Annotated in this window: 23 protein-coding genes and 1 riboswitch; of the genes, 16 read left to right on the top strand and 7 right to left on the bottom strand. The window is 45.0% G+C overall.

Annotation, left to right across the window (positions count from 1 at the left end; translation table 11 throughout):
- Together PN836_RS06795 and PN836_RS06790 are read left to right on the top strand one after the other, a co-directional pair.
- A complete protein-coding gene (locus tag PN836_RS06795) occupies positions 1–1224 on the top strand; it encodes an NnrS family protein (protein WP_395344493.1) in 1224 nt (407 codons plus the stop codon).
- Between the two features lie 189 nt (positions 1225–1413).
- The gene (locus PN836_RS06790; RefSeq protein ID WP_395344492.1) at positions 1414–2736 is read left to right on the top strand and encodes a spinster family MFS transporter; all 1323 of its coding nucleotides are present in this window, start codon (positions 1414–1416) and stop codon (positions 2734–2736) included.
- A 28-nt stretch (positions 2737–2764) separates the two neighbouring features.
- Here PN836_RS06790 and PN836_RS06785 read toward each other — a convergent pair whose 3' ends face one another.
- Positions 2765–4276 (bottom strand): AMP-binding protein, encoded by a 1512-nt coding sequence (locus PN836_RS06785; protein WP_395344491.1) that lies wholly within the window; start codon positions 4274–4276, stop codon positions 2765–2767.
- Positions 4277–4333: 57 nt separating this feature from the next.
- Positions 4334–5098, bottom strand: coding sequence for a molybdopterin-synthase adenylyltransferase MoeB (moeB, locus tag PN836_RS06780; protein WP_395344490.1), 765 nt, complete (start codon positions 5096–5098; stop codon positions 4334–4336).
- A 148-nt stretch (positions 5099–5246) separates the two neighbouring features.
- On the opposite strand from moeB, the gene PN836_RS06775 reads away from it, so the two are divergent.
- From PN836_RS06775 to moaE, 7 genes are all read left to right on the top strand, one after another.
- Positions 5247–5627: a SirB2 family protein gene (locus tag PN836_RS06775; RefSeq protein WP_395344489.1), complete on the top strand. Its 381-nt coding sequence runs from the start codon at positions 5247–5249 to the stop codon at positions 5625–5627.
- A 165-nt stretch (positions 5628–5792) separates the two neighbouring features.
- Positions 5793–6995, top strand: coding sequence for an alginate export family protein (locus tag PN836_RS06770; protein WP_395344488.1), 1203 nt, complete (start codon positions 5793–5795; stop codon positions 6993–6995).
- Positions 6996–7151: 156 nt separating this feature from the next.
- Positions 7152–7369: riboswitch (molybdenum cofactor riboswitch) on the top strand.
- Complete coding sequence (gene moaA, locus PN836_RS06765) at positions 7359–8333, top strand: GTP 3',8-cyclase MoaA (protein ID WP_395344487.1); 975 nt, start codon at positions 7359–7361, stop codon at positions 8331–8333. (Overlaps the previous riboswitch by 11 nt.)
- Before the next feature lie 5 nt (positions 8334–8338).
- Positions 8339–8941 (top strand): molybdenum cofactor guanylyltransferase, encoded by a 603-nt coding sequence (gene mobA, locus PN836_RS06760; RefSeq protein ID WP_395344486.1) that lies wholly within the window; start codon positions 8339–8341, stop codon positions 8939–8941.
- Positions 8942–9484: a molybdenum cofactor biosynthesis protein B gene (gene moaB / locus PN836_RS06755; RefSeq protein WP_395344485.1), complete on the top strand. Its 543-nt coding sequence runs from the start codon at positions 8942–8944 to the stop codon at positions 9482–9484.
- A 31-nt stretch (positions 9485–9515) separates the two neighbouring features.
- Positions 9516–9761 carry a MoaD/ThiS family protein gene (locus tag PN836_RS06750; RefSeq protein ID WP_395344484.1) on the top strand — a complete coding sequence of 82 codons (246 nt, stop codon included), beginning with the start codon at positions 9516–9518 and terminating at the stop codon, positions 9759–9761.
- Between the two features lies 1 nt (position 9762).
- Positions 9763–10218: a molybdopterin synthase catalytic subunit MoaE gene (gene moaE, locus PN836_RS06745; protein WP_395344483.1), complete on the top strand. Its 456-nt coding sequence runs from the start codon at positions 9763–9765 to the stop codon at positions 10216–10218.
- A 56-nt stretch (positions 10219–10274) separates the two neighbouring features.
- Here the strand turns inward: moaE and PN836_RS06740 are convergent, their stop codons facing one another.
- Positions 10275–10889, bottom strand: coding sequence for a Uma2 family endonuclease (locus PN836_RS06740; protein WP_395344482.1), 615 nt, complete (start codon positions 10887–10889; stop codon positions 10275–10277).
- A gap of 560 nt (positions 10890–11449) precedes the next feature.
- Between PN836_RS06740 and PN836_RS06735 the strand changes: the two genes are divergently transcribed.
- Entirely contained in the window at positions 11450–11860 is a 411-nt protein-coding gene (locus PN836_RS06735) for a DUF805 domain-containing protein (RefSeq protein WP_415926391.1), read from the top strand.
- A 358-nt stretch (positions 11861–12218) separates the two neighbouring features.
- The gene (locus PN836_RS06730) at positions 12219–12377 is read left to right on the top strand and encodes a hypothetical protein (protein WP_395344481.1); all 159 of its coding nucleotides are present in this window, start codon (positions 12219–12221) and stop codon (positions 12375–12377) included.
- Between the two features lie 124 nt (positions 12378–12501).
- On the opposite strand, the gene PN836_RS06725 is transcribed toward PN836_RS06730, so the two are convergent.
- From PN836_RS06725 to narL, 3 genes are read right to left on the bottom strand one after another with little or no spacing between them, the layout of a single operon-like run.
- Positions 12502–12882 carry a YbaN family protein gene (locus tag PN836_RS06725; protein WP_395344480.1) on the bottom strand — a complete coding sequence of 127 codons (381 nt, stop codon included), beginning with the start codon at positions 12880–12882 and terminating at the stop codon, positions 12502–12504.
- Positions 12883–12916: 34 nt separating this feature from the next.
- Positions 12917–14170: a gephyrin-like molybdotransferase Glp gene (gene glp / locus PN836_RS06720; RefSeq protein WP_395344479.1), complete on the bottom strand. Its 1254-nt coding sequence runs from the start codon at positions 14168–14170 to the stop codon at positions 12917–12919.
- Between the two features lie 4 nt (positions 14171–14174).
- Positions 14175–14828, bottom strand: coding sequence for a two-component system response regulator NarL (narL, locus tag PN836_RS06715; protein WP_395344478.1), 654 nt, complete (start codon positions 14826–14828; stop codon positions 14175–14177).
- A gap of 338 nt (positions 14829–15166) precedes the next feature.
- Between narL and PN836_RS06710 the strand changes: the two genes are divergently transcribed.
- Positions 15167–16780 carry an antiporter gene (locus PN836_RS06710; RefSeq protein ID WP_395344477.1) on the top strand — a complete coding sequence of 538 codons (1614 nt, stop codon included), beginning with the start codon at positions 15167–15169 and terminating at the stop codon, positions 16778–16780.
- 149 nt (positions 16781–16929) lie between these two features.
- On the opposite strand, the gene PN836_RS06705 is transcribed toward PN836_RS06710, so the two are convergent.
- On the bottom strand, positions 16930–18789 hold the full coding sequence (locus tag PN836_RS06705) for a type IV pili methyl-accepting chemotaxis transducer N-terminal domain-containing protein (RefSeq protein ID WP_395344476.1): 1860 nt from the start codon (positions 18787–18789) through the stop codon (positions 16930–16932).
- Between the two features lie 270 nt (positions 18790–19059).
- On the opposite strand from PN836_RS06705, the gene PN836_RS06700 reads away from it, so the two are divergent.
- Genes PN836_RS06700 through narI form a run of 4 tightly spaced genes read left to right on the top strand, consistent with a single transcriptional unit; the run spans position 19060 to position 25821 of the window.
- Positions 19060–22863: a nitrate reductase subunit alpha gene (locus PN836_RS06700; RefSeq protein WP_395344475.1), complete on the top strand. Its 3804-nt coding sequence runs from the start codon at positions 19060–19062 to the stop codon at positions 22861–22863.
- Positions 22864–22865: 2 nt separating this feature from the next.
- Entirely contained in the window at positions 22866–24398 is a 1533-nt protein-coding gene (narH, locus tag PN836_RS06695; RefSeq protein ID WP_395344474.1) for a nitrate reductase subunit beta, read from the top strand.
- Complete coding sequence (gene narJ / locus PN836_RS06690; RefSeq protein ID WP_395344473.1) at positions 24398–25135, top strand: nitrate reductase molybdenum cofactor assembly chaperone; 738 nt, start codon at positions 24398–24400, stop codon at positions 25133–25135. The genes narH and narJ overlap by 1 nt, the downstream gene beginning before the upstream one ends.
- A gap of 2 nt (positions 25136–25137) precedes the next feature.
- On the top strand, positions 25138–25821 hold the full coding sequence (narI, locus tag PN836_RS06685) for a respiratory nitrate reductase subunit gamma (RefSeq protein WP_395344472.1): 684 nt from the start codon (positions 25138–25140) through the stop codon (positions 25819–25821).
- Positions 25822–25844 lie beyond the last annotated feature (23 nt).

Here is a 25844-nt window from a genome sequence, read left to right as displayed (position 1 = left end):
ATGTCTTCCATCAACATCACTGAAAAAGACTTGGCCCTCACGCCTCTGCTGCGCTTAGGGTTTCGACCGTTTTTCTTATTAGGAAGCTTGTTTGCCTTGTTAGGGATGCTTGTTTGGCTGTTGGCTTTGCAGGGGCTAGCAGCGCCTAGTCCACTTAACGGCATGCTTTGGTGGCACAGTCACGAAATGCTATTTGGCTTTGTCGCGGCCATTATTTCAGGTTTTTTACTTACTGCGGTACAAACTTGGACAGGGCAACCCAGTATTAAGGGAATGAAGCTGCTTTTTTTAGTCTTAGTTTGGTTGTTAGCCCGGGTGCTTATCTTTGTCAATTTCGATATTTCAGTGTTTATCGTTATGACGATTGATGTGTTGTTTTTGCCATTAACCGCCTTTTTCTTGGCGCAACCACTTATAAAAATTAAGCAGTATCGCAACATGGTGTTTATTCCTGTGCTGAGCTTAATGACAATAGCGAACATTTTGACCTACTTGCCTATGCTTGATGCATCACCTGCCTTTTCAAGCGAGCTCTCAAACAAAGGGTTTTATGCAATGGTATTTCTGAGCACGCTATTGGTTGCGCTGCTTGGGGGGAGAGTAGTCCCTATGTTTACCGCAAATGGCACCGGTACAACAAAAGTGCTTCCTCTCAAATGGCTTGAAATATCCGCTATGTTGAGTCTAGTGGCGGTAGTCATTGGAATTGTCTTTTTCTTCCAGTCAGACTCATTATTGCTTGGTGTGCTTTGCTTGCTAAGTGCTTGCCTGCATTTAGTGCGAAATTTACGCTGGCGACCTTGGGTGAGTTTTAAAGTGCCGTTGGTATGGGTACTGCACGCTGCGATGTTGTTTATACCCATTGGCTTATTCATGATAAGCAGTCATTTTTTATTTCAGTGGATGAGCTTTAGCGCGGCCTTGCATGGCTTAACCGTAGGCGTGATCGGCGGTATGATTATTGCGATGATGTCAAGAGTATCGCTTGGCCACACAGGTCGAAAGCTTAATCCTCATGCGCTGATGACGCTTGCTTTTATTGCAATTATTGTTGCCGCTTTTATTCGCAGCCCGTTAATGGGGGTTGCACAAACTAGCGCGCCGCATATGACGAGTCAGCTGTGGTTAATATCTGGCATTTTATGGTGTTTAAGCTTTGCCTGTTTCGCATGGGTCTATTTTCCAATTCTTAGCAAGCCCCGAGCCGATGGCCGACCCGGTTAGTGCACGTAATTTGCACTTTTTGTGCTCCCGTAGGCGGGCTACATGGACCAAGCCATTCATAGACAAGACTAATTTTCACAAATAATTCACAAAAAGTGGCGTTTTGTTTACAAATGAGACACATTGATGCATCGCCGCAGGTTTTTGTTCTATCAATCCAAATTGCGGCTTCATTAAAAGGAATATGCATTGAGCACTGCAAATGAACCCGCCACGGTCGCAGCACAAACAGAACCTTCCATCGCTTACCGTCGGTATGTACTTTTAATATTAACCTTAGTCTACGCATTTAACTTTATTGACCGCCAAATCATAGGTATCCTGTCTCCGTTTATAAAGGCAGATTTAGGTTTGGATGACGCCCAATTGGGTTGGTTAAAAGGCTTTGCGTTTGCGCTTTTGTACACGGTGGTCGGCATTCCTATTGCGTGGCTTGCGGACCGATATAGTCGCGTGAATATTGTCGCTATATCCTTGACCGTATGGAGTGGTTTTACTGCTATATCTGGTTTTGCACAAAACTTTACGCAATTGGCAATCGCAAGGGTGGCGGTTGGTATCGGTGAGGCGGGCGGTAGTCCGCCGAGTCATTCAATGATATCGGATCTTTATAAACCTACTGAACGCGCAAAAGCGCTTGCGATTTATTCCCTTGGGATCCCCTTTGGAATAATGGCAGCATACTTTGCTGCAGCCTTCTTTTTACAAGGCGGTGCCGCGGATTGGCGTACGGTTATGATTGCAGTAGGTGTCCCGGGCGTATTGCTAGCAATTGTGATGAAGCTCACAATCAAAGAACCTACTCGCACGCTAGCACCGAGCGGCTCAACTCAAAGCATGAAGCTAAAAGACGCTGTTAAAACGCTACTGAAAATCCCTACATGGTGGGGGATGTGCTTAGGTATCTCGTTTGGTTCTTTCGGCAGTTACGCTATCTCAACATGGATCATCGACTTTTACGTGCGCGTTCACAGCGATGTAAGCATACAAACACTGCTTATTGTCTTTGGTATTATAAACGGCACCGCATATGCGGTGGGTGTATGGTTAGGGGGCGTGATTGCCGACAAATGGGGCAAGAAAGATCGCCGCGCCTACGCACTCATGCCCACCTACGCGATGATAATCGGCGTACCCTGCTTCTTACTTGCATTATACGTTGCCGATCCTTGGGTTTCTGTTGCTTTGTTAGCGATACTACTATTCACCAGTGGAATGTACTTAGGACCCTGTTTTGCTATTGCGCAAACGCTTGCGCCCGTTAATGCGCGCGCCATGTCTACGGCGCTGTTCTTTTTCGTACTCAATATCATTGCGCTAGGTGGAGGTCCCACTTTGGTAGGCATCATCAGCCAAATGTACACCGAATCGATGGGCTCTGCTGAAGCCTTGCGCTTCTCTCTCACCTTGCTCGGTGTGCCTTACTTGCTGTCAATATTGACCTTCTTCTGGTCTAGCACACAGATTAAACGAGATTGGGAGCAAGCGGAGCTTCGTCAGTCGAAGGCTTAAAATTAGCCGAAGCAAAGCTTAGGGAGGTTTAATTGTACGCTTCCCTGAGTTTTTGTTTAAATATTTTACCGCTGTCTTGTCTGGGTAAACTGTCGTGAATATCAAGCTTTTGAGGATATTTGAAGCGGGCTATTTTACCCTGTAAAAACGTGTGAAGTGCTTCCAGTGAAAGTGATTGATTCGGTTTTAGGCAAACAGCCGCCACAAGCTTTTCTCCGAATTCGGTATCGGGTATGCCAAACACTGCGCAGTCAAGCACTTGCGGCATCTGCAAAATAAGGGCTTCAATTTCTGCGGGAAAGATATTCGCGCCACCAGATATCACCATATCTTTTTGCCGATCATTGATAAAGAGATACCCGTCAGCGTCCACATAGCCAACATCACCCAATGTGGTATGGCCTTTATAGCGCAGGCTGCTGACATCTCCTTGGGTGTATGTGAAGTCTCCAAACATAGGTAGGTACACGTATATTAATCCAGACTCTCCAACTGGAAGTTCCTGATGATTTTCATCTAGGATCATGATTGAGCCACCTGTAAGAATAGTGCCAACTGAGCCGGGCTTTTTAATCGATTCTTGCGAGGATATCAGTGTCATAAACCCAATTTCGCTTGCCCCGTAAGATTCAAAAAATATTGGACCAAACCAGTCAATCATTGATGCTTTCACATCTGCAGGCCATGGCGAACCAGATGAAATAGCATATTTTAATGATGAAACATCGTATTTTGCTTTCACGTCATCGGGGAGTTTCAGCAGTCTTATCATCATGGTCGGCACAATGTAAACATGCGTAATCTTGTAGCGTTCTATATCGGCTAAAAAATGCTGTGCCTCGAATTTGGGCTCAATGTATATATCGACGTTTCTGGCAGCCACACAACAAAGTGACAGGGCATTGGGGGCACTGTGATAAAGCGGTGCACAAATATAGTAGCGATCCCCTTCATTCAACTGCAACAGGCTCTTTGCAAGCTGCTCATACACTGCATACAAATCAGGTTTATCTTTGTTTATTTCTCGGCGAATTCCTTTTGGACGGCCCGTACTGCCCGAGGTATACGAAAACATGCCTTTAAACGACTTGGGTTGACATGCAATGGGCAAGGCTTCTTGCATTTCCAGCGACAAATTGACTGCGCGTGCGTTGTTAATCGACTTGCCGCTAGCAACACTTTTATAAAGGTTTGCAATATTGTTTGGCGTTTCTTTTACAATAATGTGTATGCTTTGAGGAAGTGCGTCTTGTACCTCATGCAGTAAATCACTGTGCGCTAACAAAATTGTTGAACCTGAGTCTAGCAAAACATGACGAAGTTCTTGAGCGGTTGAATGCCAATTAAGCGGCACAAAACTAAGCTCTAAATATCGGCAAGCTTCAATAGCCTCGAATATTGCAATGTCGTTTCGAAGCAACAAAGCAATGCTTTCGCCTGATTTAACCCCACTTTTCTCAAACACCGATGCCATTTTTCGACTGTTGATAGAGAACTCTTGAAAACTTGTTTTGTGTTGGTTGAAGTAGATATTCGCCAAGGTCGCTTCTCCTAGATAGCAGCAAATCAAGCACTGATGATGTATCTCATTAGCTATTTATTCATGCGGGTTGGCACATGTAGGGCAAGTCTTAAGCGCATTAACTCTAACGCTATCCCACTGAGATTGCGCAGCATCAAAAATTTGCAAGCAATTAATGGGCGCTTGTCCAAATTGGGTTAAAATTTTAATGGCTTCATTTGCTTGGCTTGCGCCAATAATGCCGACCACGGGTGACATCACGCCTGACTCAACGCAAGATAAATTCTGCTCACCAAAATAGTGACTAACGCAGCGATAACAGGCGCTATTTAATGTAGGTATCACACAAAAAATTTGCCCTTCCATGCGGATGGCTGCACCCGAAACCAGTGGGGTGTTGTTTCGATAACATAGGTCGTTAAGGGTATTTCTGCTCTGTAGGTTATCCGTGCAGTCCACAACAAGGTTATGAGTATCCACAAGGGGTTCAAGCTCAGTTTCCGATAGACGTTTATCGATGCCTACGAGCTCAGTGTAGTGGTTAATTTGGCTAAGGGTAGCGAGCGCAGAATCAACTTTTTTCGCACCAATATCGTCCTCAAAATGTAGGACTTGACGCTGCAAGTTAGTGTTTTCCACCGTGTCGTCATCGACCAGCGTTAACTTACCTATACCCGCGGCAACTAAGTATTGTGCGGCTGCGCAGCCAAGGCCTCCGGCTCCAATCATCAAAACAGAGCTGTTAATAAGAAGCTCCTGCTTTTCTAAATCAAATCCTGATAGGAGGATTTGGCGACTGTAGCGCATGGCCTCAGCCGTAGAGAGCGTTTTGGTCGTCATTTTATTAACCTAAACTGGATTGGGTGTTATTACACAAGGTAAAGTGTTAGCTTTAAACATGCGTTAAATCACATATTTCCTAAGTTGTGTAAGTTGGACTGTAGTATCCATAAAGCGCTTTAACAAGAATATACCAAGGTTAGAAAAATTGTCCTATCTGATTATCAAACATTTTCACTTGAGTCTGGCTATTGTCAGTATTTCGTTCTTTTGTGTACGCTTTGCTTGGTCACTATCGCAAAGCCCACTGTTACATCAAGCCTGGGTTAAAGTGACACCGCATATAGTGGACACACTGCTATTAAGCTGCGGCGTTTACTTAATGTTTCAAGCTCAGCTATGGCCAACATCTCAACCATGGTTGGCAACCAAGCTTTTTGCCTTAGTGGTGTACATCCTTCTAGGTAGCTTTGCTATAAAGCACGGAAAAACGAGAAGGATTAAGTTGCTTTGCGGTGTCTTTGCGCTATTAACCTTCGTTTTTATGGTCAATGTAGCCATTTCACGGACCCCACTGTTGTTCCTCTAGCGTTCAATCTACTCACACGCTACATCGTCCCTCTCTCAAAAGTGGTATCGCCACTTACCTATATCGTAATGAACGGAGTAAGTGTGGGTATCTTATTGAAATATATCATATATTTATCTCTATGAGTGTATACTGCAGGCAGTTAATTACAGTAGGAAATTGATAATGAAAACATATCTAGCGTTACTTATCAGTGCAGCCCTTGGCGCAAGCGTATTGCTCCCATCAGAGGCGATTGCCCAAACAGCTGTGTTGAAGGATGTGCAAAGTGCCATTACCGATGGCGAGACAAAGGTTAAAATGCGCTATCGTTACGAGCGTGTTGACCAAGACAATATCGACAAAACTGCAAATGCATCCACACTCTTATCTCGCTTGAGCTTTAAAAGTGCCGAGGTAAAGGGTTTTTACGGCGTGTTTGAAGTCGATAATATCAGTGCAATTGGCAATGAAAACTACAACAGCACGGTAAATGGCAACACTCAGTATCCGGTGGTGGCTGATCCTACCTTAACAGAAGTTAACCAAGCCTACCTTGGCTATAAAACGGGTAATTTGGATTTGTCATTCGGGCGTCAGCGTATTAACCACAATGATCAGCGCTTTGTTGGCGGCGTGGCATGGCGTCAAAATGAACAAACTTATGACGCTTACAGAGTGCAGTACGCCGGCGATAACAAACTCAATGTAGATTATAGCTATGTGTACAATGTAAATCGTATTTTTGGACCCGACAGTCAAAATGCTGATCTACAAGGCAATATCCATTTGCTCAACGTCAACTATCCAATCAACGAAGACCACAAGTTGACTGGATTTGCGTATGAGCTAGATTTTGATACGGCCGTTGGTATCTCAACCCGAACCCTTGGTATGAGCTACGATGCCAATATTTCCAATGTAAAAGTACATGCATCTTATGCGACCCAATCCGATACCGGAGATAACCCTACTGACTTCTCAGCTCAATACTTGGCACTAGAGGCGGGTGTGAAAATCTCAGCAGTCACGCTAGGGCTTGGTTATGAGTCGCTGGGCAGTGATAACGGTATAGGTTTCTCAACACCTTTTGCGACCTTACATAAGTTTAATGGCTTTGCCGATAAGTTTTTAAATACCCCCGGGGTTGGCCTTAATGATGTTTATTTTAAGGCTTCAGGTAAGGTCGGGAAATTGGGTCTTTTGGCGGTTTGGCACGAGTTTGATTCAGATATTGGCTCCATTGATTTTGGTAGCGAGCTGAATTTAAACGCGACGTATCCGCTTGCTGATAAAGTTGGACTGTTAGTTCGCTATGCAAACTTTAGCTCAGATGAGTTTGCCGTTGATACAAACAAATTATGGGCAATGCTTACGTTTAGCTTCTAATCGCGTGCTTGATATACGCTTTTAAACATAATGGCCCGATACACAATATTGAACATCGGGCTTTTTTACGAACGTTCTTAAATGTTAACTACTCCCTATTGAGTATCCCTTCAGCCCAATTACATATTCACAGAAAATCATCCACACTAACTGTTACTTATTAGAAAACTCCGAGCTTAGCTTTCTAAGGCCTTTGTTCAAAAGATGGATTCAATGCTACGAAGTCTAAGCCGCTGACGCCATTCATGGTTAGCTGCATAAGCTAATGAATGGTTAACAGCCAGGTGAACAGAGGAAACTCGCTCGCCTCCCGACAGGTAGCCTCAAAAGTGGGCAAGCCTAATCAATTGGAAAGGTGTTTAAGTGGAACTACAAGATACATTTGGCAGAAAATTTAAATATCTGCGGCTTTCAATTACCGAGTTATGTAATTTTAAGTGCAACTACTGTCTACCTGAAGGCAATGCTTGTGATACGCCAACATCGGGCATGAGCTTAAAAGAAATTAATACTTTGGTGCGGGCGTTTGCGCGTATGGGCACAACTAAAATACGCGTCACGGGTGGCGAGCCAGCTTTGAGGCGAGACTTGACAGACATTATTCAAATCTGCAAAAACACCGTCGGAATTGAAACGGTGGCTCTAACCACCAATGCTTTTCGTTTGAATAAAGATGCGCAAGCATACAAAAACGCAGGTCTTGACGCACTAAATGTCAGTGCAGATAGCCTCGACCCAAGGATGTTTGCGGCAATCACCGGAAAAAACAAGCTGGAAGATATTTTGGAAGGGGTAGATGCGGCGATACAAGCAGGCATAAAAACAGTCAAGTTTAATACCGTTATGCTCAAACAATTTAATTATAAGGAGCTATCAAGCTTCTTTAATTACTTAAAAGAACACCCTGTAACCTGGCGCTTTATAGAGCTTATGCAGACAGGCGATAATCAGCAGTTTTTTGCCCAAAATCATGTAGCGGGCGAAAGCATAAAGTCGCAGCTCTTAGAGCAAGGCTGGGAACGCATTATTAGAAGCAAAGACGCAGGGCCTGCACAAGAGTTTTCACACTCACAGTATCAAGGCAACATTGGTTTAATCATGCCTTACAGCAAGGATTTTTGCACTACTTGCAATCGTTTGCGCGTGTCTTCCCAAGGTAAACTACATTTGTGCTTGTTTGCGGAAGAAGGACAAAGCATTTTGCCTTATCTTCAAGATGAAGATGTTGACGCCACAGTTGAGGCTATATGCGCACACGTGCAAACAAAAGAAGAAACGCACTCTTTGCACCAAGGGTTTACTGGTGCAACTAAACAGCTGGCGATGTTAGGAGGCTAGAGCAAATGTTAAATCGAAAGGTGATTGGAGTAGTGCTGGCCGGGGGGCGTTCGTCAAGAATGGGAAGGGATAAGGCGCTTCTCAACCTTGAGAATCAGTCGATGCTTGAACGCACGGTCAATACTTTAAAAGGTAGTGATGTTGATAAAGTGGTCATCAGCAGGAATGATGGGGCGCCGCAGCATCTAGCCGACATATTGCCGGGCAAAGGACCTTTGTCGGGCATTCATAGCATGGCGCATCGTTTTATCAGGCATAATTTGTTGGTTGTGCCGGTAGACTTACCTTTTGTGAAAAGCGCTGACCTTCAGCAACTTATTGACTCTGGCACAGACAAGCGCTGTAACGCACGGTTTAAACAGCATAACCTGCCGTATTTTATTCATAACACGCCTGATTTTCGATACACACTAGAGTATACCTTGCGCTGCACTCAGTGTTATTCCGTTGAGCGTTTGAGTTCGCATTTTGGCTTGTTGGAGCTTAGTTTCTCTAGCAATACCACATTATTTAACACGAATACGCCTGAGCAATGGCGCTTTGCTGCGCAGCACTTTGATAATGATCTTGAGCGCAAGCAAAACTTAACAAGCATAGAGGGAGCTTAAATGGGGCACGCGAATAAACAGTTTGTTTCACTAAATATTGCTGTATTGACGGTTTCTGATACGCGAGACAGAGCCAGCGACACGTCAGGAGAGTATTTGGCCTTAAGCGCAAGCGACGACGGTCATAAGATATTAAGGCGAGACATTGTCATTGACGATATTTACTTAATTCGTTCAAAAGTCTCTGATTACATAGCAGACTCTCAGATTCAGGCTATATTAATTACAGGGGGAACAGGATTTACTCACCGAGATTCGACGCCCGAAGCGGTGTCGGTGTTGTTTGACAAAGAGGTTGAAGGTTTTGGCGAATTGTTTAGGCAGATTAGCTACACCGAGATTGGTACTTCTACTATTCAATCAAGAGCCTTAGCAGGCTTGGCAAACAATACGGTGATATTTTGTATGCCAGGGTCAACAGGGGCATGCAAAACTGCATATAATGGAATAATAAAAGCACAGTTAGATGGGGCTCAAGGCCCTTGTAATTTTATACCACATTTAAAAGTTGCTGATGCTCAAGCCTGCGAAAGTCGCGGCTAATGAGGTTTAATTGCAAGCGTGGAGGGAGAGAATGCTTAAAGTAAAGTTGTTTGCAAACTTGCGAGAACAATTAAATTGCGCCTCGATGAATGTTGAGTATTCGGGCGAAAGTAACGTTTCAGACCTTATTCATGGGCTACTTAATCGAGACGCAAGCTGGAATAGGCTCACAGAACAAGATGTGCTGGTGGCGGTTAATCAAACGCTTTGTTCAAAAGATGCAAAAATCAACGATGGCGATGAGGTTGCGTTCTTTCCTCCCGTCACGGGTGGCTAACATGATTTCCGTTCAAGAGGAAGACTTCGATCACTGTAATGAATACCAAGCCTTAAGAGATAACGCCGACAGCGATGGTGCGGTGGTTACCTTTACGGGTTTAGTCAGAGACTTTAATCTTGAAAGCTCCGTCTCCAGCATCGTCATTGAGCATTACCCCGGCATGACGGAAAAATCCTTGCTGACGATTTGCTCCGAAGCGAAAAAACGCTGGCAACTCGGACATATTCGATTAATTCACCGAGTCGGCTTGATAGCATCGTCTGAACAGATTGTGTTCGTTGGCGTGACCTCAAAGCATCGAAAGAATGCCTTCGCAGCATGCGAATTTATTATGGATTACCTAAAGACCAGCGCGCCACTTTGGAAACAGGAAGGCACACCACAGGGCTTGAAATGGGTCGATTCTAAAGCCTCAGACAACGAGGCAATCGAAAAATGGGGCTTGGCAAATTGAGCTCTGGTCAACTAAAACTGGACATCTCTTTATATTTTACTGGCGAGTAGTCACCGTTAGCTCTGTGAAGCCTTACTGAGTTGTAATAGCGCCTCTTGTTCACGAATATACGCCACCACATCGTCATTTCTCACACGCTGATAAATTTCTTCCACGCTAACCGTGCAATCTATAGAATCAAAATATATCTTTTCGCCTAAAAAATAGTGAGTGGAGCGCCAGTCGTCGTTTTTACGGTATACGGTAAGGTCTGCTACGTCTTGCTCAATCAGCACATATTCTTGCAGGCTGGGTAGGCTTAAATAATCGATGAGTTTGGTTTTTTCGTCCATTTTACGTGTGGATGGCGATACCACGTCCACAATTATGACCGGAGTCTGCGTATAGTAGGGTTCTGATTCGTCAAAATGGCAATCCACTAGCACGTCTGGGTAATAGAAGTTATTGTTAATTCGCACTTTCATATCGGAGCCAAAAGGTTCGTAAGGTGAGCCTTCTAATTGATTACCAAAGCGACGGGTAAGGTTTTGACAGATCCGCTCATGGTTAGCACTCGCACCTGCCATGGCATAAACTTCACCATTTATAAACTCATGCTTAATGCTGCTTTTACGTTCACCACGAAGATAATCCTCTGGACTTAGGCCTTTTTTTTGACTTATAGAACGCATTGTCATGCCTCAATAACTTGGTGAGTTAATAGAACACATTTGCTACATTCACTTCTATATTAAGTCAAATCGCGTTTAACTAAAACTACCTCTTAGTTTTGAAGTGTGTCGCAACGCTTTTGCCTAAGCCCTCGATTCAAGAGCTGCGTCTGAATATGACCTGATGTCGATGCCGAGTTATAACAGCCAATTTTTTATTGCAGGCGACATGCATATATACAAAGTAAAGCACAATGAGCAAGGTGGAGCTTGTTTTACACCGTGTACTTCACTCCCAGATAACTTGAAATAGACAGGCACTCTTCCACTATCAATGGCACTTAGTGCACTTAATTGTTTTGAGTGCTATCTTGCGCCGCGAGTCTGTTCAATGACAGGACGTCGATTAAACCATTACAATCATAAAGGAAGTAACTATGACTGAATCAAACCTATATCAAACACCCGATGCTGACATGCTCAGCGCAAACACTGAAGTTTGCGAAAGGGTGCATGTGTTTTCGCGGTCACAATGAATTAGTCGCATTCGCTACCTTGCTTATTCGAGCGGCGTTTATCTTTTGTTCGCGATCATCGCAGGACTAATTTTCGGTTTTGGCGGCGTTACAAGCAGCGAAGTTGATTCAGGAATTTCAATGAGTCAGGTGATGATATTCATTGTGTATCTTTTCATGCTGATTGGCTTCGTGTTTGTTGGGATTCGTCGTTTACATGACATTGATAAGTCTGCATGGTACTACCTAATAATGTTTATTCCATTGGTTAACATCATTTTTGGCTTATACATACTCTTTGCAAGGGGCACGCAAGGTAGCAATAACTATGGTCCTCAGCCACTACCCAATCATATCGGCTTATGGATTGCTGGCTTAATTTTACCGATAGTGTTTGTTATCGGCGTGTTAGCCGCAATTGCGCTGCCTGCCTACCAAGCTTATGAGGAAAAAGTAGAGCAAGGTCTTTATCAATAAGACTAAAAAATACCCGCCTGAAAGGATGTGAAACACTTTCAACATAGCATGGCCTATGTGCTGCGCCACTTAAGTGAATCGAAGAAAGTCGTAAGCCGCGCTGTAGCGGCTTTTTTGTGACAAAACTTAGCATTCTTCTAGAACGAAGATGCCCTACGCTTGATGTACATAGAAAGCCAGAGTGTCGTCATGTATGTGACGAAAACCACTTTTCTGAATTAAAAATATATAAATATTTCAATTTTATGACAGTTTTGTTACACTAGCTCAGTCATGCGAAATTGGGTACAAAAATTGCTTCAGGTTTTTATAAAAACGGCAGTTTAACTACATGACATACCGGAAAGGGGTATCAGCTATGAATTTAAAGAAATTATTCAAAAGACGTCATCCATATGCACCTGTCGCATATTTGGGACGCAAAACGGTAGAGCGTTCGTTAAACGCAGACATTTTAAAGCTCAAAGAACTTGATAGGGAGTTAGCTGGCGATAATAAAAAAGGCGCTTCATTGTAGGTAAAATATAAAAGTCGGTTAGGCGAAATAAAGCGGCGTTCCCTGTATGCATGCGTCTTGCGCAAAAGTATCGATTTTGTGTCCATTTTGGTTTGCATCGAGTGTTTACTTGCCACCATCCATATCACTTAGCTTGAGCGCTGGGTCTAGTCCAAATAAAAATTAACACACATATTATTGCTAGTGCTACCGACGCTCGTACCCAGTTGTTCTTAATCATGAACAACAGCGGATAAGTCACCATTGTGATCATTAGGACGCTTGAAAGCCATTTGATGTGAAGCTTTATGACACCATGATCATTCCAATCTCTGATAGACGGCCCAAATATGCGATGATTGAGTAGCATGTTATGGAAGCGCTCAGAGCTTCTTGAAAAGCAGAATGCGGCAAGGAGCAGGAAAGGGGTGGTAGGCACAAGTGGGAGCAAAACACCTACGATTCCTAAAATTACAAATAACCATCCACATACGAACAATATAATTCGTTTGGTATGGGCGATCATTTTGGTGGCGTCCCTAGGCTATCGCAAGAAATGATTATGTGATGCCAGCTTGAAACGGCATTATCGTGACTTGCTCGTCTGCCTTCACATCGCCGCGTTCGTTTTCAAGCACCGCATAACAGTTGCTATCACTAAAACACGACAACACACCAGAACTTTGCGAGCCTGCCTGTTTCACTTTCAGCTTCCCGTTATCATCAACGTAGTAAAATGCGCGCTGGTAGTCAGTGCGTCCGGGTCGCTTTCTAAAAGCACCTGCTGCCTGGGCCACTAAGCTTGTGTCAGAGGCGTCACCGCAGCCTGCCATCATGTCTAACGCAGGTGCAGCAATTTGATCAAAGGTCACCGCAGAGGATACAGGATTACCGGGTAGGCCAAAAAATATACTCTTGTTTAAACGTCCGAAGGCTAGAGGTTTCCCAGGTTTAATGGCGAGTTTCCAAAAATCTACACTGCCATATTCTTCTAGAATTTCACGAGTATAATCTGCTTCACCTACCGATACTCCTCCGCTGGTGACGACGCAGTCTGCATGTGCATCTGCGCTTTCAAAAGCTGCTTTTATCAATGTTTTGCTGTCGGCAATGATGCCCATGTCAATAACATGTACACCTCTTCGTTTGAGCATAGCGACGAGCATTGGGCGATTGGAATCAAAAATTCTGTCGTCTCTTGCAGCTTCTCCTGGTTTTAGCAATTCATCACCCGTTGAAAATACTGCCACTTTCAGCCTTCGATACACGGGGACATCATTGATACCTAAAGATGCAAGTAAGCCGATATCGATGGGAGTGATTCGTCTGCCCTTTTTCAGTACCACGCTATCTTTTGCAATGTCGTCGCCGCAGGGGCGGATTGCGCTGCCTTGCTTTACCGATTCTATGAAGGTTATTTTATCGCCTTCAGCACGAGTGTTTTCTTGCATTACCACCGTGTCTGCGCCACTCGGTATTTGAGCGCCGGTCATAATGCGAACACATTCACCTTGCTCCAATGCCTTTTTAAATGGATTGCCCGCAAAGCTTTTTCCGGTCTGAGTCAGCACTTTGATATTTGCCAAATCAGAAAAGCGCAGCGCATACCCGTCCATCGCAGAATTGTCGTATGCAGGTACATTTATTGGCGAGATAATGTCTTCACAAAGAACGCGATCCAATGCTTCGTTCAGCTCACATCGCTGTGAAGGCTCATTTATTAAGAGTGACTGACTGCTTGCCACAATGCTCTGGATGATTTTTCTGGCATCTTCAATGGGCATTAGACCCGGCGCGTCGCATGGATTCGGCATTACTTTAAGCTCCGTTTTGATGGTTAACCATCCATACCGCAGCCTCAACGCGAGAGCGCAAATTTAGCTTTTTAAGAAAATGCTTTACATGCACTTTTACTGTGCCATCAGATATATTTAGTTCCCTCGCGATAAGCTTGTTGCTCATACCTTTTGCAATCAGCTTGAGTATTTCCAACTCGCGGCTCGTTAAGCTTGCCAAGGCTCTACTACCAGCGCGTTCTGGCTTTCTCAGCGCGGTGGCAAGTATTTCCGTTAGCTTGGAGCTCATTACCATTTTACCTAACGCTGCCTCGCGAAGCTTTTCGATAATCTCTTCAGGATCCATATCTTTGAGCAAGTAGCCATCTGCACCCAAGCGCACGGCCTCAACAACGTCTTCATCGTTGTCCGACACCGTAAGCATGATAATACGCGCGTCAACGCCTTTGTCGCGCATGTTCTTTAAGGTCTCAAGACCATCCATACCCTGCATGTTTAAGTCAAGCGTTATCAAATCTGGCTCTAACTCAAGGGCTAAATCGATACCTTGTGCACCAGAGCTTGCTTCTCCAACTACTTTCAAATCGTCTTCAAGTTCAATAAGTTGGTTCAGACCTTTTCTAAGTAAGGGATGATCATCAACCATCATTATGGTGGCAGGTTGGTCTTGAAACATGACTAGCTCCATGGTCTTGTGAGTATTGAGTGCGAATTGCCTCGTTGTTCACCTCACTATACACCACTTAACGGGTGAGCCAAACAGGCGCATAAGATTACTTGGAGGTAAATTGAGCTACCTCTAAAGGAGTAGCTAAGTCTGTATTGCGTACGCCTTTATTTACAACGTATGTAATCGAGTTTGCAGGTAAAGTGAGTATGCAAGGCACTCAAATGTAAGCAGTTTTTTGTGCCTACTTTAATCTGATTTATACCCACTGATGCGGATTGTTAGCCTTTTGTTTATCAACCATAGTGTAAATAGAAACGACACATTTGATTAACTGGAGAAGTAACATGTCTGACCTACATAAGTGGGATCCAGAAGACCAAGAATTCTGGGATAGAGAGGGTAAAAAAATAGCGAATCGCAATCTATGGATTTCGATTCCAAGCTTGCTTTGTGGCTTTGCAGTGTGGCTCTATTGGGGCATTATCACGGTTCAGATGCTCAATTTAGGCTTTGCATTTGAAAAAGCAGAGCTGTTCACTCTGATGGCCATAGCTGGCTTAACCGGCGCCACTTTGCGCATTCCCAGTAGCTTTTTTATTCGGCTGTGCGGCGGCCGAAACACAATATTCTTTACCACTTCTTTATTGATGCTACCAGCAATTGGCACAGGCTTCGCTTTGCAGAATCCCGATACGCCATTATGGCAATTCCAAGTTCTGGCGCTTTTATCAGGTTTTGGTGGCGGCAACTTTGCATCCTCAATGTCTAATATCAGTTTTTTCTTCCCGAAAAAGCAGCAGGGCTTAGCCTTGGGTTTAAACGCGGGTTTAGGTAATTTTGGGGTGACGACGATGCAAATTGTCGTGCCATTATTTATGACCTTCGCGGCATTTGGCGCACTTAGCGGCGACCCAATGGCTTTGGTCAACTCGTCTGGCACTCTAATTGGAAAAATCCCAGCTGGAACTGAAAGTTATATTTCAAATGCAGGTTTTGTGTGGCTACTTCTGTTAGTACCTCTAGCGATATTCTCTTGGTTTGGCATGAACAACATTCGTACGCCGGATGTTTCTCCCAACATAGGTAACCCGCTAACTTCCTTTGCCTTGATTACCGTTATGTTGCTAATTGGGCTCGTTGTTGCAGCATTTGGCTTGTGGTTAATGCTACCACAATCGGCCAATGGCTCAGGTTTTGGCGTGCCAAAAGAAGTCGTGCTTGTGTTAGTTGTGGCGGCGACCGTGTTTGCGCTCAAACTATTGCCGGGGGCAATTGGCAGCAGTCTTACCCGTCAATACCAAATCTTTAATAACAAGCACACGTGGGTCATGAGTATCATATACACCATGACCTTTGGTTCATTCATTGGTTTTGCGGCATGTTTCCCTCTCGCGATAAAAGTCATTTTTGGTTATAGCCACGTAATGGTCGACGGTGTAATGACCCATGATACTATCAATGTGAATGGGCCAAGTGCGCTCATGTACGCTTGGATGGGGCCTTTTATTGGTGCTTTAATTCGCCCTGTTGGTGGCTGGGTATCAGATAAGCTCGGCGGCGCGTTTGTGACGCAGATATGCTCTTTTGTGATGATAGGCTCAGCACTTGGCGTTGCATATTATATGAAGCAGGCTTATCAATCGCCCACACCAGAAGAATTCTTCATTCCGTTTTTCGCTCTGTTCTTACTTTTGTTTGCTGCTACAGGCATTGGCAATGGCTCAACTTTTAGAACGATCGCTATGGTATTTCCTAAGGAGCAAGCTGGTCCTGTTCTGGGATGGACATCTGCAGTTGCTGCCTATGGCGCATTTTACATTCCTAAAGTGTTGGGTGAGCAAATAAAAGCCACTACACCAGAGGTAGCATTAATAGGCTTTGCCGTGTTCTATGCAATATGCGTAATCATCAATTATTGGTTCTACCTACGAAAAGATGGGGAGTTTTATAACCCGTAAATACATGAACACAGATTCCGTGTGGCAATTGGGGTACAAGAGATAGTGCCCCTTTTGTCATATTGGCGACGCCGAGAGGCTTAAATGCTCGTTGTTTGCATGCGCTTTCTCGCTACCAAATGAAAGCCTATTAAACAGGATTCAGGTTATTAAGCACTTTGTGCTTTTAATTCATCATGTTTCGCATACTCAGGCGTGAAACTAAATCGAACTTCCGTTCCACCTTTTGGCATGGGCTTTATGCTCAATACACCTTGAAGGCTTCGTGCACGCTCTTGCATGATAGCCAGTCCATAATGATTAAGTTTGTTTGGATCGTCGGGGATTCCCACGCCGTTGTCCTTAATCGAAACCGTGACTTCAGATAGCTGGTTGCTGCTAATGGTGATCCAAATCATTGACCCTTTGGAGTGATAGAATGCATTTTGTGTGGCCTCTCGTGCAAGCTGTAGTAAGTGAATTTCTTCTTGTGGGGAGAAGGGAATGCTACTGACTTGATAATTTAGCGTAAACTCAAACGCTTCTGAACGCGTTTTTAGCTGACTGATGGTTTGTTCCAAAGCTGCTTTAATGCCCTGACCATCCAGTTTTAGCCTGAAGGTGGTTAAGAGCTCTCTAAGCTCGCTATAGGCCGCTCCAAGTCCGCCTTTTAGCTCAGCAATTACCTCCTCAATTTGCGCCTGAGCGTTCTCTTTGCTTTGCAGTTTTTGTAAGCGTGTGACTTGTATTTTTAAGTATGAAAGAGCTTGGGCGAGTGAATCGTGAAGCTCTCGGGCAATAACGGTACGCTCATTCATTAAGGCCATTCGCCTGCCTTGCTCATGTTTATGTTTCATACTGAGGCCATTTGCAATCTGCTCAGCGACAGACTCAAAAAGCTGATGCTGCCAGTCTGTCAACTGCGTGTTTTGTTGGGGGGCTACCGATAAAACACCGTAGTTTTCTTCTCCTTGAGTTAATTGATAACGTATTTTGCTGCCATTATCGGGGAACACAATGTCATGCTCTGTGCAGTCGCCGCACTCATGCTTAATACACTTTTCGGGCAGGTCTTTTGTTGTGCTGACTAAGTGCTCATATGGAGAGTCGCCTTGGGCAGTCATAATGCACAGGTCGAGGTCGTGGATACCGGTCACGTTTGCCAGTTGTTTCAATAGTGGCTCAAAATTGACCGCAGCAGGGTCAATCGTATTTAGCTTGTTCGACACTTCATATAACAAGTTCAAGGATTCGTTTGTGCGGGAGAGTTTTTGAGTTTTGCGCTTAACTTGACCCTCCAATTGCGCCTGCGAGCGATAGATTGAATCGCACATTTTATTCATGGTTTTAGCCAAAATTGCAAGCTCGCCTTTTCCGCTTTCATCGGCACGAACGGTAAAGTCCCCGTGGCCGATTTGCTTGGCAACCGCGGTTAATTTCGATAAGGGCTTTTCGATATGTCGGTTGACAATAAGCATAGCGAAGGCAATCAGCATCAGCGTGCTAAACAGCGACACACTCTGTATTAGACGGATGGTTGCAATATTTCCCTCTGCATGATTCTGATACTCTGAAACCAGCAAATCAATATTGTCAACAAAGGTGGCTATAGCAGCAGTTAATTGCTGCGAATCAATCTCTTCTTGCATCAGCAGGGGCTTTATTTCACCAAACCATATTTGAGTTATTTCAGCCAAGTAAGCCTGAGACGTGCTTGTGCCGATTAAGGCTTGCTTGTTAATTAACACGCCTGTTGTGAGGGTTTCGTCCATGGTTTGAATTAGCGCTGCATATTCTTGTTTTTGCTGCTCGCTCTTATTCGCTAACTGTGTGAAATGCGCCAGGCGATAGCTTTGCATTCTAAGTGAGCCTGCCACGTTAATTGACGCAGCGTCGGTTTGAGCGCCATCACTAATAAATACAGAGCTAAACATACTGATGACGGCTAAAAAACTCACCGAAAACATCAGCAACGCAATTTTAAAAACAGTGGAGTGGACGAAGTCTCGAATCATGGCAAGCACCTGCACGTTATATCTTTGACTTAAAGGTGATACCTACAAAGACTAATTGCTGTTGCCTCGGGCAACAAAAAAGCTAACACCTAGTCTATACACCTTTAAAACAAAGGAAAAGCCTTAAATATCCGCATACCTATTTGGAGGTATACGCACTTTTTTGTCGACTTTTTGCCCTATTGTATCCCTTCAGTTTCTAGCATTTAATCCAGACATAGCTTGAATTCGCGGCCATTTTCATTTTCAAAAATTGTTGCGTTCACTTTACTTAAGGAGTCTGGCGTGAGTCACTTTTTAGACAGATTGCAGTTTTTTAAACGCAAAGAAGAATCGTTTTCCGATGACCATGGGGTTACCACCGAAGAAAACAGAGATTGGGAAGATGGCTATCGCCGTCGCTGGCAACACGACAAAATTGTGCGCTCAACCCATGGGGTAAACTGCACAGGCTCTTGTAGCTGGAAGATATACGTTAAAGACGGTTTAGTGACATGGGAAACCCAACAAACGGATTATCCGCGCACGCGCCCAGATTTACCTAATCATGAGCCAAGAGGATGCCCACGTGGCGCGAGCTATTCTTGGTACATTTATAGCGCGAACCGTCTAAAGCACCCTAAAATTCGCAAGCGTCTGGTCAAGCTTTGGCGTGCAGCCAAGCTCCAACATAAAGACCCAGTAGATGCCTGGGCATCTATTGTTGAAGACCCAGCAAAAGCGAAGGAATACAAGCAGCAGCGTGGACTTGGTGGCTTTGTGCGCGCAAATTGGACTGAGGCGAATGAGATTATTGCCGCCTCAAATGTTTACACCGCTAAAAAGTACGGGCCTGACCGCATCACAGGCTTTTCACCCATTCCAGCAATGTCAATGGTGTCTTATGCTGCAGGTGCCCGTTACTTATCGCTTATAGGTGGCAACTGTTTAAGCTTTTACGATTGGTATTGTGATTTACCGCCAGCTTCACCGCAAATTTGGGGGGAGCAAACCGATGTGCCCGAATCGGCCGACTGGTACAACTCAAACTACATTATTTGTTGGGGCTCAAACGTTCCGCAAACCCGGACGCCAGACGCGCACTTTTTAACAGAAGTGCGTTATAAAGGCACAAAAGTCATCGGCATCACGCCAGACTATTCTGAAGTTGCCAAGCTTACTGACCAATGGTTAGCGCCTAAACAAGGCACCGACGCAGCCTTGGCCATGGCATTTGGCCATGTCATCTTAAAAGAATTTCATGTTGAAAAACCCTCCGCGTATTTTGCAGATTATGTAAAACGCTACACTGACTTCCCAGTGTTGGTCATGCTTGAAAAAGCAGAAGACGGCAGCCTGCATCAAGGTCGTTTTTTACGCGCCTCCGATTTAGACAGCAACTTAGGCCAAGACAATAACCCTGAGTGGAAAACGATTTCTATAAACGATAGCGACGGCGAGCTCGTTTCTCCAACGGGTTCAGTGGGCTATCGCTGGGGCGAAAAAGGCAAATGGAATATTACCCAAACCGACGGTAAATCTGGCGATGAGCTTGATTTACGTGTGAGCTTAAAAGGCTCGCACGATGAGCTGGTAAGTGTAGGCTTCCCATACTTTGGGGGGGCTGAGCATGAATTTGGTTATTTCCAAAACACCGAGCACGACGACATAATTGCACGCAAAATACCGGCGAAAAAACTCACTCTAGCGGATGGCAGCGAAGCTTATGTTGCAACCGTGTTTGATTTAACTCTTGCCAACTATGGCGTAGACAACGGCTACGACGACCCTAACGTAGCGAGCTCATACGATGATGACATTCCTTACACGCCAGCTTGGCAGGAACAAATCACCGGTGTAGCGCGAGCAGACGTGATTAAAATTGCACGTGAATTCGCTGAAAACGCAGATAAAACTCGCGGTCGCAGCATGGTGATTGTCGGTGCTGGTATGAATCACTGGTATCACATGGACATGAACTACCGTGGCCTAATCAACATGCTGATGATGTGTGGCTGTGTAGGTCAAAGTGGCGGCGGTTGGGCGCACTATGTAGGTCAAGAAAAACTGCGCCCACAAACCGGCTGGCAGCCCTTGGCATTCGGATTAGATTGGCAGCGTCCACCGCGTCATATGAACGGAACGTCTTTCTTCTACAACCACTCAAGTCAGTGGCGCTATGAAAAACTAGAGATGACTGAAGTAGTCTCGCCTTTGGCAGACAAAAGTAAATGGTCGGGATCTATCATTGACTTCAACACCCGTGCCGAGCGCATGGGGTGGTTACCGTCGGCGCCGCAGTTGGGTATGAATCCTCTGCAGCTATGCAAAGACGCAGAGGCCGCAGGTAAATCACCGCAAGACTATGCGGTAGAGCAGCTTAAGTCGGGTGATTTAAACTTTGCCTGTATGGAGCCTGAAAATCCACAAAACTTTCCACGCAACATGTTTATTTGGCGTTCCAACTTATTAGGTTCATCGGGTAAAGGGCATGAATATATGCTTCGTCACCTGCTTGGTACAAAGCATGGCTTGATGGGTAAAGACTTAGGTGAGGAGGGCGGTAAAATGCCCGAAGACGTTAAATGGGAAGATAATGCAGCCGAAGGCAAAGTGGATTTATTAGTCACTCTGGACTTTAGAATGTCAACTACCTGCTTATATTCAGACATCGTCCTTCCTACTGCAACTTGGTACGAAAAAGACGACTTAAATACCTCAGACATGCATCCCTTTATTCACCCTTTGAGTGCTGCAGTTGATCCGGTGTGGGAATCACGTTCTGACTGGGAAATTTTCAAAGGTATCGCTAAGAAGTTTTCAGAACTCACTGAAGGCCATTTGGGTGTTGAAAAAGACCTTGTTACCTTGCCAATATTACACGACACGCCTGCAGAAATTGCGCAACCGTTTGGTGTAAAAGCATGGTGGAAAGGAGAGTGCGATCTCGTTCCGGGCAAAACCGCTCCAAACATGGTGGTGGTAGAGCGCGATTATCCGAATACCTACAAACGCTTTTCGTCCATTGGGCCGTTGCTTGAGAAGTTAGGTAACGGCGGTAAAGGCATCAATTGGAATACTGAAAAAGAAGTTGAGTTTTTAGGTGAATTGAATAGAACTCACTTAGAAGAGGGCGTTAGTAAAGGGCGTCCTAAGCTTGAAACCGCAATTGATGCAGCTGAAATGATTTTATCACTTGCCCCTGAAACTAACGGTCAGGTAGCGGTGAAAGCATGGCAAGCACTGGGCGAATTTACCGGTCTTGATCACACTCATTTGGCCTTACCGAAGCAAGAAGAAAAAATCCGCTTCAGAGATGTGCAAGCGCAGCCGCGTAAAATTATTAGCTCGCCTACATGGTCGGGTTTGGAAGATGAGCATGTATCTTACAACGCAGGCTATACCAACGTGCATGAGTATATCCCTTGGAGAACGGTGACAGGGCGTCAGCAGTTCTATCAAGACCACGAATGGATGCGCGACTTCGGTGAAACCATGTGTTTGTACAAGCCTCCTATTAACCTTAAAACCGTTAAGCCCATTATGAACAGTGACCCCAATGGGAACACCGAAATTGCGCTTAACTTTTTAACGCCACACCAAAAATGGGGCATACACAGCACCTATTCTGACAACTTGCTCATGTTGACGCTTTCTCGTGGTGGCCCGATTGTATGGATGTCTGAGGTAGATGCCGAGCGTGCAGGCATTGTTGATAATGATTGGATTGAAGTTTTTAACATCAACGGGGCAATTGCAGCGCGAGCCGTGGTATCGCAGCGAGTGCCTGAAGGGGTAAGCATGATGTATCACGCCCAAGAGCGCATCGTTAACGTGCCTGGCTCTGAAATGACTAAAACGCGTGGCGGTATTCACAACTCAGTTACTCGAGCGGTAATGAAACCTACACACATGATTGGCGGCTATGCCCAGCAATCATATGGCTTTAACTACTATGGCACAGTGGGCTGTAACCGAGACGAATTTGTCATTGTACGCAAAATGGCAAAAGTTGATTGGTTAGACGACGACAGTGTTGACCAAACTAACGAAGAGTTTTGCAGCGAATTGCCTAACTCTGGCGCAACAAACAGCAAGGCGGAGGACTAATCATGAAAGTCAGAGCGCAAATAGGCATGGTGCTAAACCTAGACAAATGCATTGGTTGTCACACTTGTTCAGTGACGTGTAAAAACGTGTGGACCTCACGTGAAGGCGTTGAATACGCTTGGTTTAACAACGTTGAGACTAAGCCCGGCATTGGCTACCCAAAAGAATGGGAAAACCAAGAAAAGTGGAATGGTGGCTGGAAGCGTCATGACAACGGCAAACTCACGCCTAAACAGGGCGGCAAACTGCGCATATTAGCCAATATTTTTGCTAACCCAGATTTACCCGGGATTGATGATTACTACGAACCTTATGATTTTGATTATCAGCACTTGCACAAGGCAGGTGAAAGTAAGCATCAGCCCGTTGCACGCCCACGCTCGCTGATAAGCGGTCAGCGTATGGAAAAAATTGAATGGGGACCCAACTGGGAAGAAATTCTCGGAACAGAGTTTTCAAAACGCCGCGCCGATACGAACTTTAACCAGATTCAAGCCGACATGTACGGCGAATTTGAAAAAACCTTTATGATGTATTTGCCGCGTTTGTGCGAGCACTGCATTAATCCAGCGTGTGTGGCATCTTGCCCATCTGGCGCAATCTACAAACGTGAAGAAGACGGCATTGTCTTGATTGACCAAGACAAGTGTCGCGGCTGGAGAATGTGTGTTAGTGGCTGCCCCTACAAAAAAATCTATTACAACTGGAAGACGGGTAAATCTGAAAAATGTATTTTCTGCTACCCCAGAATTGAAGCCGGTCAACCTACTATATGTTCTGAAACCTGCGTAGGTAGAATTCGCTACTTAGGTGTCATGCTTTATGACGCAGATAGAGTGCAAGAGGCTGCATCGGTTGCTAACGACAAAGACTTGTATCAAGCCCAGTGTGATATCTTTTTAGACCCCTTTGACGAAGCGGTACAAGAAGCAGCTCGCAAAGAAGGTATTCCAGATGCATGGCTTAAATCCGCGCAAGAATCGCCAGTTTACAAGATGGCAATGGATTGGAAAGTGGCGCTGCCGCTGCATCCGGAGTACAGAACACTTCCTATGGTGTGGTACGTGCCGCCATTAAGCCCAATCCAAACTGCGGTTGAAGCGAACAAGGTTCCAATGAAGGGGGTATTCCCTGATTTGAAGTCTTTGAGAATTCCTATGAAATACTTAGCTAATATGCTCACCGCAGGCGATGAAGCGCCGGTTGAAACTGCCCTTGAGCGCATGATGGCAATGCGCATATTCAAGCGTTCTCAGCAGGTAGATGGCGAAGAAAACTTAGCAGCGCTTGAGCAAGCCGGTTTAAGCGTGGCTCAAGTGGAAGAGATGTATCGATACATGGCGCTAGCCAACTACGAAGACCGTTTTGTTATTCCTACCAGCCATAAAGCCTATGCTGAAGATGCCTACGATATGAAATCAGGCTGTGGTTTTAGCTTTGGTAATGGCTGTAGCGGTGGCGACAGCGGCAATGACTTATTTGGTGGTAAGAAGCAAACTGTTCGTCAGGTCATTCCAGTGGAGGTACAAGACTAATGAAAATTTTAAGCCTACTTTCAAGACTTATCGACTATCCCAGTGAAGCGCTTTATGAGCACGGACAGGATGTACTTGATTACATTCATGCCAGCGATGATTTAAGCGAGCAAGACAAAAACGCACTTGTGAGTTTTGTGTCTGAGCGCTTCGCCAATAGCTTGCTCGACTGGCAGTCAGAATACGATGGTTTGTTTGAGCGAGGCCGTTTTTTATCCTTGCTGATTTACGAACACATTCATGGCGAGTCGCGCTACCGCGGTCAAGCCATGGTGGATTTAATGAAGCAGTATAAAGCCGCCGGGCTGGACATAGGTGTGCGCGAGCTGCCTGACTACATTCCTCTCTTTTTAGAGTTTGTTAGCACGCAGGGGAATGAAAACGCTAAGGGTTGGCTGCAGGACATTGCGCATGTACTGGCACTGCTCACCGTTCGTCTAGAAAAACGAGATTGTAATTACAGTGCAATATTTCAAACCTTGGTGAACTTAAGTGAGGCCGATATTGATTTAGACGCCCTACGCGAACAAGTCAAAGACGAAAAGCGTGACGACACCAAAAAAGCGCTAGACAAAGTCTGGGAAGAAGAAGCCGTTACCTTTGGCGGCGATGCAATAAACGGCGGATGCCCGAGCAATACGTCTAAACCATCTGAGTCTCAGCGTCGCGACCAAGATGTGCCGATTCAATTTATTGACGCGGCAAACAAGCTAAATGAACAAAGCGTAAGGAGCTAGTCATGGATTTCATCGATACATTATTTTTTGGCATATATCCCTATGTGGCTAGTGGCATATTCTTTTTAGGCAGTTTGCTGCGATACGATCGAGAACAATACAGTTGGAAAACCGGTTCTAGTCAAATGCTAAGCTCTAAGAACTTTAGAATTGCCAACATCTTTTTCCACGTTGGCATTATCGCCATTCTTGGTGGTCACTTTGCTGGACTCGTACTGCCATGGGAAATTTGGCACGCACTGGGCATCACCATGCCCGTTAAACAAATCATCGCGATGGGCGTAGGCGGATTTTTTGGTGTGATTTGTTTCATTGGTATGACTATGTTAGTCAAACGAAGACTGTTTGACCCACGCATCAAAGCCAATAGCAGCTTAATGGACACGGGGATCTTAGTGCTCATTTACCTTCAACTTATTGTTGGTATGCTAACAATATTTGTCTCTACGGGACACATGGATGGCGCAGTGATGTACAACCTAATGAGCTGGTCACGCTACTTACTCACATTCCGCCCGGAACAGGCTGTTGAATATATCTCTGATGTGCACTGGATTTATAAAATGCACGTTACCCTGGGCATTACGCTATTTGTATTGTTTCCGTTCAGCCGCCTTGTCCATATCTGGAGCGTGCCGGTGCAGTATGTGCGCAGAAGCTACCAAATTGTTCGCAAACGCGCCTAGGCTGTCATAACAATTATATGGTC

The organism is Ningiella algicola (assembly GCF_028401415.2).
Taxonomy (GTDB): domain Bacteria; phylum Pseudomonadota; class Gammaproteobacteria; order Enterobacterales; family Alteromonadaceae; genus Glaciecola.
The sequence above is the reverse complement of the archived record's forward strand: the minus strand, read 5'-3'. Positions and strand labels throughout refer to the sequence as shown.